The 11,505-nt window shown below is 76.7% G+C and carries 13 protein-coding genes; 10 read left to right on the top strand and 3 right to left on the bottom strand.

The window, feature by feature from the left end:
* The first annotated feature begins 12 nt into the window (after positions 1–12).
* Genes bioD through PH190_RS10440 form a run of 5 tightly spaced genes read left to right on the top strand, consistent with a single transcriptional unit; the run spans position 13 to position 3,720 of the window.
* The gene (gene bioD / locus PH190_RS10460) at positions 13–708 is read left to right on the top strand and encodes a dethiobiotin synthase (RefSeq protein WP_274231446.1); all 696 of its coding nucleotides are present in this window, start codon (positions 13–15) and stop codon (positions 706–708) included.
* A gap of 60 nt (positions 709–768) precedes the next feature.
* Positions 769–1,803, top strand: a complete 1,035-nt coding sequence (gene bioB / locus PH190_RS10455) for a biotin synthase BioB (RefSeq protein WP_274231445.1) — start codon at positions 769–771, stop codon at positions 1,801–1,803.
* Positions 1,800–2,039 carry a biotin synthase auxiliary protein BsaP gene (gene bsaP, locus PH190_RS10450; RefSeq protein ID WP_274231444.1) on the top strand — a complete coding sequence of 80 codons (240 nt, stop codon included), beginning with the start codon at positions 1,800–1,802 and terminating at the stop codon, positions 2,037–2,039. Before bioB ends, bsaP begins: the two co-directional genes overlap by 4 nt.
* On the top strand, positions 2,036–2,638 hold the full coding sequence (locus tag PH190_RS10445) for a DUF2567 domain-containing protein (RefSeq protein ID WP_274231443.1): 603 nt from the start codon (positions 2,036–2,038) through the stop codon (positions 2,636–2,638). Before bsaP ends, PH190_RS10445 begins: the two co-directional genes overlap by 4 nt.
* Positions 2,635–3,720 carry a M20 family metallopeptidase gene (locus PH190_RS10440; RefSeq protein ID WP_274231442.1) on the top strand — a complete coding sequence of 362 codons (1,086 nt, stop codon included), beginning with the start codon at positions 2,635–2,637 and terminating at the stop codon, positions 3,718–3,720. The genes PH190_RS10445 and PH190_RS10440 overlap by 4 nt, the downstream gene beginning before the upstream one ends.
* A gap of 8 nt (positions 3,721–3,728) precedes the next feature.
* Here the strand turns inward: PH190_RS10440 and PH190_RS10435 are convergent, their stop codons facing one another.
* The 3 genes from PH190_RS10435 to PH190_RS10425 are packed head-to-tail and all read right to left on the bottom strand — an operon-like array spanning position 3,729 to position 5,678.
* On the bottom strand, positions 3,729–4,193 hold the full coding sequence (locus tag PH190_RS10435) for a DUF3237 domain-containing protein (RefSeq protein WP_274231441.1): 465 nt from the start codon (positions 4,191–4,193) through the stop codon (positions 3,729–3,731).
* A 19-nt stretch (positions 4,194–4,212) separates the two neighbouring features.
* Positions 4,213–4,914, bottom strand: coding sequence for an LON peptidase substrate-binding domain-containing protein (locus tag PH190_RS10430; RefSeq protein ID WP_274231440.1), 702 nt, complete (start codon positions 4,912–4,914; stop codon positions 4,213–4,215).
* A gap of 56 nt (positions 4,915–4,970) precedes the next feature.
* A complete protein-coding gene (locus tag PH190_RS10425) occupies positions 4,971–5,678 on the bottom strand; it encodes an NUDIX hydrolase (RefSeq protein WP_420791622.1) in 708 nt (235 codons plus the stop codon).
* Positions 5,679–5,910: 232 nt separating this feature from the next.
* On the opposite strand from PH190_RS10425, the gene nadA reads away from it, so the two are divergent.
* Genes nadA through PH190_RS10400 form a run of 5 tightly spaced genes read left to right on the top strand, consistent with a single transcriptional unit; the run spans position 5,911 to position 11,459 of the window.
* On the top strand, positions 5,911–6,954 hold the full coding sequence (gene nadA, locus PH190_RS10420) for a quinolinate synthase NadA (protein ID WP_274231439.1): 1,044 nt from the start codon (positions 5,911–5,913) through the stop codon (positions 6,952–6,954).
* Positions 6,951–8,543, top strand: a complete 1,593-nt coding sequence (locus tag PH190_RS10415; protein ID WP_274231438.1) for an L-aspartate oxidase — start codon at positions 6,951–6,953, stop codon at positions 8,541–8,543. Before nadA ends, PH190_RS10415 begins: the two co-directional genes overlap by 4 nt.
* Complete coding sequence (nadC, locus tag PH190_RS10410; protein ID WP_274231437.1) at positions 8,540–9,415, top strand: carboxylating nicotinate-nucleotide diphosphorylase; 876 nt, start codon at positions 8,540–8,542, stop codon at positions 9,413–9,415. Before PH190_RS10415 ends, nadC begins: the two co-directional genes overlap by 4 nt.
* A gap of 36 nt (positions 9,416–9,451) precedes the next feature.
* On the top strand, positions 9,452–10,588 hold the full coding sequence (locus tag PH190_RS10405; protein ID WP_274231436.1) for an NAD(P)/FAD-dependent oxidoreductase: 1,137 nt from the start codon (positions 9,452–9,454) through the stop codon (positions 10,586–10,588).
* Positions 10,589–10,598: 10 nt separating this feature from the next.
* Positions 10,599–11,459 carry a GH12 family glycosyl hydrolase domain-containing protein gene (locus tag PH190_RS10400; RefSeq protein WP_274231435.1) on the top strand — a complete coding sequence of 287 codons (861 nt, stop codon included), beginning with the start codon at positions 10,599–10,601 and terminating at the stop codon, positions 11,457–11,459.
* The last annotated feature ends 46 nt before the right edge of the window (positions 11,460–11,505 follow it).

The raw sequence follows: 11,505 nt of genomic DNA, 5'->3' as shown, positions 1-11,505 counted from the left end.
CCCTCGCCCGCCGTGCGGATCCTCGTCGTCACCGGCACCGGCACCGACGTCGGCAAGACGGTCGTCGTCGCGGCGATCGCCGCGCTGGCCCGGGCGGCGGGGGAGCGGGTCACGGTCGTGAAGCCGGCCCAGACCGGGGTCGCGCCGGGGGAGGACGGGGACCTCGCGGCCGTGGCGGGGCTGGCCGGTCCCGTCGGGGCGGTCGAGCTCGCCCGCTACCCCGAGCCCCTCGCGCCCGCGACCGCCGCCCGCTGCGCGGGCACGCCGCCGGTGATGGCCGCCGAGGTCGTCGACGCGGTGCGGGCGCAGGACGCCGACCTGGTGATCGTCGAGGGCGCGGGCGGGCTGCTGGTGCGGTTCAACGACCTCGCCGAGACCCTCGCCGACGTCGCCGCGGGCCTCGCGGCGCCGGTCGTGCTCGTCGCGAGCGCCGGGCTCGGCGTGCTCAACACCGCCGCGCTGACCGCCGAGGCGCTCGCCCGCCGCGGACTGACCCTCGCCGGCACCGTCGTCGGCGCCTACCCGGAGCACCCCGACCTCGCCGAGCGGACCAACCTCGACGACCTCCCGACCGTCACCGCCGCCCCGCTGCTCGGGGTGCTGCCGGCGGGCCTCGGGGCGGCGAGTCCGGAGGACCTCCTCGCGGCCGCGCGCTGTGGCCTCGGTCCCGTCCTCGGCGGTGGGTGGTCCCCCCGGCGCGCACCGTGAGGCACACTGCGGCGAGCCCGACCGTGCCAGACCGAGAGTGCCCGACGAAGGGAGCCGTGCGTGACGGCCGTCGATCCCAGCACCACCCCGCAGGACGCCGGTGGGGACATCCTCGCCGTGGCCCGCGAGCAGGTGCTCGAGCGGGGCGAGGGCCTCTCGCAGGAGCAGGTCCTGGCCGTGCTGCAGCTCCCGACCGAGCGGTTGGAGGAGGCCCTCGGGCTGGCCCACGAGGTGCGGATGCGCCACTGCGGGCCGGAGGTCGAGGTCGAGGGCATCGTCTCGCTCAAGACCGGCGGGTGCCCCGAGGACTGCCACTTCTGCTCGCAGTCGGGCCTGTTCGACTCGCCCGTGCGCGCCGCGTGGCTCGACGTGGACCGGCTGGTCGAGGCGGCCAAGCAGACCGCCAAGACCGGGGCCACGGAGTTCTGCATCGTCGCCGCCGTCCGCGGCCCGGACGCCAAGCTCATGGAGCAGGTGCGTGCGGGCATCGCCGCGATCCGCGCCGAGGTCGACATCAACGTCGCGTGCTCGCTGGGGATGCTGACCCAGGAGCAGGTCGACGAGCTCGCCGCGATGGGCGTGCACCGCTACAACCACAACCTCGAGACCGCGCGGAGCCACTTCCCCGAGGTCGTCACCACGCACTCCTGGGAGGAGCGCTGGGAGACCCTGCAGATGGTGCGTGCGGCGGGCATGGAGGTCTGCTGCGGCGGCATCGTCGGCATGGGCGAGACGCTCGAGCAGCGCGCGGAGTTCGCGGTGCAGCTCGCCGAGCTCGAGCCCGACGAGGTCCCGCTGAACTTCCTCATCCCCAACCCCGGCACCCCGTTCGCGCACCTCGAGGTGCCCCAGGGTGCCGACGCGCTGATGACCGTGGCGGCGTTCCGGCTGGCGCTGCCGCGCACGGTGCTGCGCTTCGCCGGTGGCCGCGAGCTGACCCTGGGCGACCTCGGCGCGGAGCAGGGCATGCTCGGCGGGGTCAACGCGATCATCGTCGGCAACTACCTGACCAACCTGGGGCGCCCGGCCGAGCAGGACCTCGACATGCTCGAGACCCTCAAGATGCCGATCAAGGCCCTGAACGACACGTTGTGAGCGCCGTGGTGGAGCCGTCCGCGGACCCCGTGGAGCGGCCGTTCTGTGCCTGGTGCGGCGCCGCGCGGGCCGAGGGCGACCACACCGCGTGCGAGCGCCGGCTCGCCACCGTCGACCCGCCGCGGCACTGCCCGGTGTGCGCGCGCCGGATGGTCGTGCAGGTCGACCCGGTGGGCTGGACCGCGCGCTGCAGCCGGCACGGGGAGTCGGCGGGCACCCACGGCTTCCGGCGATGACCGCCGTCGACGACGACTTCCTCCCCACCGAGCCCTCCGGCCGACTCGAGCGGGCCGAGCTGCGCGACGACGTGCCCGCGGCCCTGCGCCTGGGCGCGATCCTCGCCGTCGTCGGGCTCCCGCTCGGCGCGCTGTGGGCGCTGCTCGCGCCGGTCGTGCACGTCGTGGCCCTGCCCGGCGGAGGCAGCGGCTCGCCCGCGGGGGAGGCTGACCACGCCTTCGACGCCGTCGCGATCCACCTGCTGCTCGTCGCGTCGTACGGGGTGATCGCCGGTGCCGTGGCGTGGCGCCGCCGCCACCGGCGGGGCCCGGTCGTGCTCGTGGCGCTGGTGGCCGGTGCGCTGCTCGGCGGCTGGCTCTGCGGGCGCGTCGGCGCGATGCTGGCGTGGGCGGCGTCGCCGGTGCCGGTGCTCGTCGACCCCGCCGCGATCGGCACCGCGGGCGTCCCCGGCGCGCCGGTGCCCGCGGTGCTGACGAGCCTGCCGCCGTCACCGGGACCGTGGTGGATCGCGCTGGTCGCGGGCCTGGGCGCGGCACTGGCCTACGTGCTGGCCGCGATCGTCGACGGCCACGAGGACATGGGGAGGGACACCGGATGACGACCCCGGGCACCGCGCTCGACCTGGCCTGCGAGCTGGTCCGCCTCGACACCCGCGGGAGCGGGGAGCGGGTCGCCGCGGACCTGGCGGCGAACCGTCTCGAGGACGCCGGGCTCACCGTCGCGATGCACGAGACGCGGCCCGGGCGCGCCAACCTCGTCGCCCACCACGGCGACGAGACCCCGGTGACGCTCACCGGGCACCTCGACACCGTCCCCGCCGACGAGGCGGTGTGGTCGTTCGACCCGCTCGCCGGCGACGTCGTCGACGGGCGGCTGCGCGGGCGGGGCGCGAGCGACATGAAGGCCGGGGTGGCGGCCGCCGTCGTCGCGGCCGCCGAGCACGTGCGCGCCGGCGGGACCGGGGTGCAGGTGGTGCTGACCTTCGGCGAGGAGACCGGCTGCGAGGGCGCCCGCGAGATCCCGGCCGACGCGCTGCGGCCGTCGGGCACGCTGCTGGTGGCCGAGCCGACCGCGAACCGCGTGGTGCTCGGGCACAAGGGCGTGCTCTGGCTCGTGCTGCACGCCCGCGGGGTGCCGGCGCACGGATCGCGCCCCGACCTGGGGCACAACGCGCTGGTCGACCTCGCCCGCGCCGCCGTGCGCATCCACGAGCACGACGCCTGGCCGACCAGCTCCACGCACGGCGCCACCACCGCCAACGTCGGGATGATGCGCGCCGGTGTCCAGCCCAACGTCGTCCCGGACCGCGCCGCGCTGACCGTCGACCTGCGCCTCGTGCCCGGCGACACCGCCGACGCGGCCGAGGCGACCGTCGTCGACCTGGCCGGGGTGCCCGTCGAGACCGAGCGGCTCGTCGAGCTGCCGCTCATCGACACCGACCCGGGGCGGGTCGCGCGGGCGGTGGATCTGCTGGGCGGTGGGGGCGGGCGGGGTGAGCCGCAGTACGCGACCTACTTCACCGACGCGAGCGTGCTCGCCGGTGCGCTCGGGGGCGCCGACACGATCGTCTGCGGCCCCGGCGAGCCCGAGCAGTGCCACGTCACCGACGAGTGGGCGCCCGCGGGGCTCGTCGACCCGGCGGCCGCGGCCTACCGGCAGGTGCTGGCGGCGCTGACCTGAGGCCGCGGTCAGCCCACCGTGTAGGCGTCGTAGACCACGGCGGAGGGGGCGCGCCGGGCCGTGGCCACCGTCAGGACGCGGGTCATCCACCGGTACTGCGGCGCGGACGTCTCGAACGTCGCGGCGACGCGGAAGTAGTACGTCGAGGGGTCGACGTCCTCGCCGCGGGCCAGCGCGGCGAGGACCTCGGGCGGGCCGGCGCGCACCCCGGCGGTGCGGATGTGCACCAGCGGGCCGTCGTCGGCCCGCAGCGTGTAGCGGGTGTCGACGACCACCGCGCCGTCGTCCTGGACCACCTGCCAGTCGGCGCCGCCCGGGACGACGACCCCGGAGAAGCGCTCACCGGTCACCGTGCCACCGACGATGGGGACGATGCGCCGGTGGCCCGCGTCGGTGGTGCCGAGGTCGAGCAGCTCGCCGAGCTCGACCTCGACGTGCGCGAGGAACTCCAGGCCGGGGACGGGCAGGCTCATCGACCGGGCTCCCGGGCGCCTAGTTGAGGCTGTGCTCGACGGCGTACTTCACCGAGGGCGCCCACACCGCGCGCAGCTCGCCGAGCAGCACGGCCTCGCGGGTCATCGACCGCCGGACGATCTGCAGGCGCTCCATCGGGCAGGTCTCCTCGAGCAGCTCCTGCCGGTCGGTGAGGGGGAGCAGGCAGTCGCCGGCCAGGATGTGGGCGAGCTCGGGGTCGGCGACGTCGGGCGCCGGCTCCTCGGAGAGCTCGGCGGGCATCTCGCCGTCGCCGCCGCCCTGCTGGCGCCAGGCGGTGGTGCAGTAGCGGCGGTGCGCGGCGCGGGCGGCCATCGCGAGCGGCGCGAGGTCGGTCGCGTCGTCGCCCTCGTCGTCGGGCAGCCACTCCACGTTCGCGACGAGGTACGGCGCCGCGGTGTCGTCGACGTCGATGAGCCGGAAGCGCCGGTCGCCGGTGGTCTGGATGTCGAAGCGGCCGTCGGGCAGGCGGCGGACCTCGCGCAGCGTCGCGGTGCACCCCACGTCGTGCAGGCCGTCGCGGCCGTCGTCGGGGCTCCACCCCTCGCGTACGGCGACGACGCCGAACTGCTTGCCCGGGAGCGTGCCGGTGACCAGGTCGATGGTCAGCTGCCGGTAGCGCGGCTCGAAGATGTGCAGTGGCAGCGACGCACCCGGCAGCAGCACGGTCCCCAGGGGGAACAGGGGCAGCGTCTCGACCACGTCGCCCACGCTACGACTCCGGGGCGTACCCCGCCGTGTGGACGCGTACCCCCTGCTCAGCCCGTGTCGCCCGGTGGGCGCAGCGCGGCGAAGGGGTCGGTCACGCGCAGCACGTGCTCGGAGAACCGGAAGACGGCGGCCGGGCGCCCGCCGGCGGGCCCGGGCGCGGCGGTCGCGCCGGTGGGGACGAGCACGCCGCGGCGGGTGAGCACGCGCTGCAGGTTGGTCGCCGAGACGCGGTGGCCGAGCGCGGCCGCGTAGAGGTCGCGCAGCTCGGAGACGGTGAACGCGTCGGGGGCGAGCGCGAACCCGATGTTGGTGTAGGAGAGCTTGGCGCGCAGGCGGTCGAGGCCGTCGCGGGTGATGGCGCCGTGGTCGAAGGCCGTCGGGGGCAGGCGGTCGACGCGGTGCCAGGCGGTGTCGTCGGGGACGGCGGGGTCGGCGTCGGTGGGCACGAGCCCGAGGAACGCCGTCGCGACGCGGCGCGGGGGCGGGCCGCGGTGGGGGTCGGAGAACACGCCGAGCTGCTCGACGTGCGCCACCTCGGCGAGGTCGACCTTCTCGGCGAGGTGCCGGCGCACCGACGCCTCGACGTCCTCGTCGGCGCCCAGCCGGCCCCCGGGCAGGGCCCAGCGCCCGAGGTGCGGCTCGCGGGCGCGCTGCCAGAGCAGGACGCTCGGCACCGGCCCGGTGATCCGCAGGACCACCGCCAGCACGTCGTGCGCGAACGTCCCCGCCTCGCCGCCCGCGCCGCCCTCGTCCACGGAGAGTGATCGTAGGGGGTGCGAGCGTGGCGTCCACGCTGGCACTGGACGCCAGGAAACCCACATCCTCGCGAGCGGGCAGGTGGTGCTCGCCACCCCGCGTGACCGGGGGCTGGCGTCGCCCCGGCGTGCGGGGGTACGGTCGGCCATGTTTTCGACCACGAGGCGAAAACTAGTCGAGCGAACCGGACCGCGCCGACGACGACGCGGCAGCCCGGGGGAGGAGACGGCGATGACCGTCCTCAGCGCCACGGAGACGACCGGCGAGACGGGGCTCCACGCCCCGCCGACCGACCTCGTCGAGCCCCGGGACGCGGGTCCCGGCTGGGCCGACGAGGTCCGCCGGCTCGCCCGCGAGCGCGACGCCGTGGTGCTCGCGCACAACTACCAGCGCCCCGAGATCCAGGACGTCGCCGACCACACCGGCGACTCGCTCGCGCTCTCCCGGATCGCTGCGGCCAGCGACGCGAGCACGATCGTCTTCTGCGGCGTCCACTTCATGGCCGAGACCGCGAAGATCCTGGCGCCGGAGAAGACCGTCCTCATCCCCGACGCCCGCGCCGGCTGCAGTCTCGCCGACTCGATCACCGCCGACGAGCTGCGCGCGTGGAAGGCCGAGCACCCGGGCGCCGTCGTCGTCAGCTACGTCAACACCACAGCGGCGGTGAAGGCCGAGACCGACGTCTGCTGCACGTCGTCCAACGCCGTCGAGGTCGTCGAGAGCATCCCCGCCGACCGCGAGGTCCTGTTCCTGCCCGACCAGTTCCTCGGCGCCCACGTCAGGCGCGTCACCGGCCGGGCGAACCTGCACATCTGGGCCGGCGAGTGCCACGTCCACGCCGGCATCAACGGCGCCGAGCTCACCGCGCAGGCCCAGGCCGACCCCGACGCCGACCTGTTCGTGCACCCCGAGTGCGGCTGCGCCACCAGCGCGCTCTACCTCGCAGGCGCTGGCGCGGTGCCCGCCGAGCAGGTCCACATCCTCTCCACCGGCGGCATGCTCGACGCCGCCAAGAACACGACGAAGCAGAGCGTCCTCGTGGCCACCGAGGTCGGCATGCTCCACCAGCTGCGCCGCGCCAACCCCGACGTCGACTTCCGCCCGGTCAACGAGCGCGCCGCCTGCGGCTACATGAAGATGATCACCCCGGGCGCGCTGACGCGGGCGCTGCGCGAGGGCCGCGACGAGGTGCACGTCGACACCGCGACCGCCGCCCGGGCGCGCGGCGCCGTCCAGCGGATGATCGAGATCGGGCAGCCCGGGGGCGGGGAGTGACCCGCTGGGAGACGACCGCGGACCTCGTCGTCGTGGGGTCGGGCGTCGCCGGGCTCACCGCGGCGCTCACCGCGGCGCGGGCCGGGCTGCGGGTCGTCGTCGTCACCAAGGACGCCCCGGACGCCGGGAGCACCCGGTGGGCCCAGGGCGGCATCGCGGTGGTGCTCGGCGACATCACGGGCGACTCCGTGGCCGCACACCTCGCCGACACCCTCGCCGCCGGCGGGGGACTGGTCGACGCCGGGGCCGCGGGCACGATCCTCGCCGCCGGCCCCGCGGCCGTCGCCGCCCTGCGGGGCGAGGGCGCGGTGTTCGACGGCCCGCCCGACGCCCTCGCGCGCACCCGCGAGGGCGGGCACTCCGCGCTGCGGGTGGTGCACGCCGGCGGCGACGCGACGGGCGCCGAGGTCGAGCGCGCGCTGCTCGCGGCGACGCGGCGTGCCGAGCTCGTCGTGCTGCCCGGCCACGCCGCCTCCGCCGTGCTCACCGGCCCCGACGGCGCCGTCGAGGGCCTCGAGGTGCGCGACGAGGACGGGCGCGCGGGCCTCCTCGCCGCGCCCGCGGTCCTGCTCGCGACCGGCGGCGTGGGCGCGCTCTACGAGACGACCACGAACCCCACCGTCGCCACCGCCGACGGCTGGGCGCTCGCCCTGCGCGCCGGGGCGACGCTCGCCGACGTCGAGTTCGTGCAGTTCCACCCGACGGCGCTGCACGTGCCGGACGCCGGGAAGGGCCGGGCGCCGCTCGTCACCGAGGCGCTGCGCGGCGAGGGCGCGGTGCTGCGGGACACCGGCGGGCGGTCGGTGACCGCCGGCGTCCACCCGCTCGGCGACCTCGCCCCCCGCGACGTCGTCGCCGCCGCGATCACCCGGCGGCTCGGCGAGCTCGGGGCCGAGCACGTCTGGCTCGACGCCACCGGCGTCCCCGACGTCGCCGCGCGCTTCCCGACCGTCGCCGCCGCCTGCGCCGCGATCGGCGTCGACCTCGCCCGCGACCCCGTCCCGGTCCGCCCGGCCGCGCACTACGCGTGCGGCGGCGTGGTCACCGACGACCACGGGCGCACGGGGGTGCCCGGGCTCTGGGCCGCCGGCGAGGTCGCCCGCACCGGCCTGCACGGCGCCAACCGGCTCGCCTCGAACAGCCTGCTCGAGGGCCTGGTCATGGGCCGGCGCGCCGCGGAGGACGTCGCCCGCGCCCTGGCGGGCCCGCGACGCCTCGCGTCGCCGACCCCGCCGGCGGCGGTGCCCGTCCCGATCGCCGACCGCGCCGCCCTGCAGGCCGCCATGACCCGCGGCGCGGCGATCGGGCGCGACGCCGCCGGGCTCGCCGCCGCGTCGGACGCCGTCGAGGCCGCGAGCACCGTGCGCGCCCCGCGGACCCGCGCCGACGTCGAGGACGCCGCCCTGACCCTGGCCGCCCACGCCCTGCTCGCCGCCGCCGGCTCGCGCACCGAGACCCGCGGCTGCCACGTCCGCGCCGACCACCCGCGCACCGACGACCACTGGCAGCGCGCCTCGTCCACGGTGGTCCTGTCCGGGGACCGCCTGCACGTCGGGACCACCGACGCCCGTCACGGAGGTGTCGCGTGACCGCCTCGCTCGCCCTGCCCACGGGCGTCGACCCCGCCGAGGTCGACGCCGTCGTCGCCCGCGCCCTCGACGAGGACCTGCGCGACGGCCCCGACGTCACCACCGCCGCGTGCGTGCCCGAGGGCGCGGTCGCGGTCGGCGAGTTCCGCACGCGGCCCGCCGGGACGCTCGCGGGCGTCGGGGTGGCGGTGCGGGTGCTCGAGCGGGTGTGCGGGCCGGAGCTGGAGGTGCTCGACGCCCGCGCCGACGGCGACCGCCTCGCCCCCGGCGACGTCGCCCTCGCCGTCCGCGCGCCGCTGCGGACCCTCCTGACCGCCGAGCGGACCGCGCTCAACCTGCTCTCGCAGCTCTCCGGGGTCGCGACGGCCACCGCGGCCTGGGTCGACGCGGTCGCCGGCACCCGCGCGCGCATCCGTGACACCCGCAAGACCGTGCCGGGGATGCGGGCGCTGCAGAAGTACGCGGTGCGCTGCGGCGGCGGGGTGAACCACCGGATGTCGCTGGGCGACGCGGTCCTCATCAAGGACAACCACGTCGCGGCGGCGGACTCGGTCACGGCGGCGCTGGCGGCGGCGCGGAGGATCGCCCCGCACCTGCCGTGCGAGGTCGAGGTCGACTCGTTGGAGCAGCTGGACGAGGTGCTCGGGCTGGGTGTCGAGCTCGTCCTGCTCGACAACGTGACGCCGGCCGAGTCGGCCGAGGCGGTCGCCCGGCGGGACCGCCGCGCCCCCGACACCGGCCTCGAGGTCTCCGGCGGGCTCACCCTCGACGTGGCGGCCGCCCACGCCGCCGCCGGCGTCGACTTCCTCGCCGTCGGCGCCCTCACCCACTCCGCCCCGGTCCTCGACCTGGGCCTGGACCTCGCCATGTGAGTGAAATTCCCGGCTATAGCCGGGAAGATCGCGCACATGGAGGTGGTGGTCGTCGGCGGCGGGATCGCCGGGATGTCGGTGGCGGCGGAGCTCGCCCGGGACGCGTCGGTGCTGCTCGTCGAGGGGGAGACCGAGCTCGCCCGGCACACCACCGGGCGCTCGGCCGCCAGCTACATCCCCGGTCACGGCGCGCCGCCCGCCCGAGCGCTGATCGCCGCGTCGAAGGACCGGTTCGCCGCGCTCGCCGACGAGGCCGGGCACCCGTTCCTGCGCCCGCGTCCCGTCCTCCACGTCGCCCACGACGAGGCCGAGGAACGGACGCTGCGCGCGGAGCTGCTGGTGCTCGACGCCGTCGACGAACTGACCCCCGACGAGGCCGTCGCCCGCTGGCCCGCGCTGCGCCGCGACGTCCTGCGCGCCGCCGGGGTGGTCGAGGACGCCCAGGACGCCGACCCGCTCGGCCTGCACCAGCACTACCGCCGGCTCCTGCGCGCCCGCGGCGGGGAGATCCGCACCGGGACGCCGGTGACGGCGCTGCGGCGGGACGGATCGGGCTGGCGGGTGACGCTGCGCGACGACCACCTCGTCACCGCCACCGTCGTCCTCGCCGCGGGCGCCTGGACCGACACCCTGCTCGCCCTCGCCGGCATCACCCCGGTCGGTCTGCGCCCGCTGCGCCGCACCATCGCCGTGGTCCGCATCCCCGACGGGGCACCGGTCCGTCGCGACGACCCGTTCGTCGTCTCCGTCGGCGAGCACTGGTACGCCAAGCCCGAGGGCGAGCACCTGCTCGTCTCACCGTCCGAGGAGACCCCCGCCGAGCCCGGCGACCCGCGCCCCGACGAGCTCGACGTCGCCCGCGCGCTGGAGACCGTCAACGCCGTCACCACCCTGGGCCTGCGCTCGGTGGCGACGAGCTGGACGGGCCTGCGCACCTTCGCGCCCGACCGCGACCTCGTGGTCGGCGACCGCCCCGACCACCCCGGCCTGCACCTCTACGCCGGGCAGGGCGGCTCGGGCATCGAGACCGCGCCGGCGGCCGCCGCACTCGCCGCCGCCGTGATCCGCGGGGAGTCGCCGCCCGCCGACGTCCTCGACGCCCTCGCGGCGCACGGGACGGGGCTCGACGCGGTGCGCGCGACCCGCTTCGGGACGCCCGCGGACGCTCGCTAGCCTCGCCCGTATGGGGGACACACGATCGCGGCGTCTGGTCGCCGCACTCCTGGCCGCGGTCGCGCTCGTGGCCGTCGGGTGCGGCGGGACCGGCGAGCCGCCGACGGCCCCCGCGACCCCGACCGCCGCCGCTCCGGCGGGCACCGGCGACCCGGCCCGCGGCGTGCTCGCGCCCCTGCCCGTGGAGGGCCCGCGGGAGGGCCCGCGGATCTGCGGGAGGACCGAGTCGGTGCCGGTCGCGGGCGGGCGCTACGAGGTCCAGAACAACGCCTGGGGCGCCGACACGCCCCAGTGCACGACCGCGTTCGACACCGGCTTCGTCGTCTCCGCGCGTCACGACAAGGACTCCGGCCCGGCGGCGTACCCCTCGATCGTCGTCGGCTGCAACTACGGCACGTGCACCCGCGACTCGCCGTACCCGCTGCCCCTGGCGGAGATGGGCGACATCCGCTCGAGCTGGGCGGTCACCGTGCCCCGCCGCGGCGACTTCAACGTCGCCTACGACGTCTGGCTGGACCCGACCCCGCGCCGCGAGGGCGCCAACACCGGCGCCGAGCTGATGATCTGGCTCGACCGCACCGACCGCGTCCAGCCCATCGGCGCGGAGCGCGCAACCGTCGCGATCGCCGGCGCGGACTGGGAGGTCTGGACGGGCGAGAACCACGGCACGCCGGTCATCTCCTACGTGCGCGCGGAGCCGACGACGACCGTGATCGACCTGCCGATCAGCGAGTTCGTCACCGAGGCGACGCAGCGCGGCGTCGTCGAGCCGACCTGGTTCCTCACCAACATCCAGGCCGGCTTCGAGCCCTGGATCGGCGGCGAGGGCCTCGCCACCGACGCCTTCTCGCTCACCCGGAACGGGGTCTGACCGTCCCGATCGAGGGAGACGGCTCGTCGTCACCCACACGCTCACC

This window comes from Actinomycetospora straminea (assembly GCF_028737255.1).
Classification (GTDB): domain Bacteria; phylum Actinomycetota; class Actinomycetes; order Mycobacteriales; family Pseudonocardiaceae; genus Actinomycetospora; species Actinomycetospora straminea.
This window is presented reverse-complemented; position numbering and strand designations above follow the sequence as displayed.

Coding starts and splice junctions, on each gene's coding strand:
- nadA (WP_274231439.1), top strand. CDS start 5,911: ATGACCGTCCTCAGCGCCACGGAGACGACCGGCGAGACGGGGCTCCAC.
- PH190_RS10440 (WP_274231442.1), top strand. CDS start 2,635: ATGACGACCCCGGGCACCGCGCTCGACCTGGCCTGCGAGCTGGTCCGC.
- PH190_RS10405 (WP_274231436.1), top strand. CDS start 9,452: ATGGAGGTGGTGGTCGTCGGCGGCGGGATCGCCGGGATGTCGGTGGCG.
- PH190_RS10400 (WP_274231435.1), top strand. CDS start 10,599: ATGGGGGACACACGATCGCGGCGTCTGGTCGCCGCACTCCTGGCCGCG.
- PH190_RS10435 (WP_274231441.1), bottom strand. CDS start 4,193: ATGAGCCTGCCCGTCCCCGGCCTGGAGTTCCTCGCGCACGTCGAGGTC.
- PH190_RS10445 (WP_274231443.1), top strand. CDS start 2,036: ATGACCGCCGTCGACGACGACTTCCTCCCCACCGAGCCCTCCGGCCGA.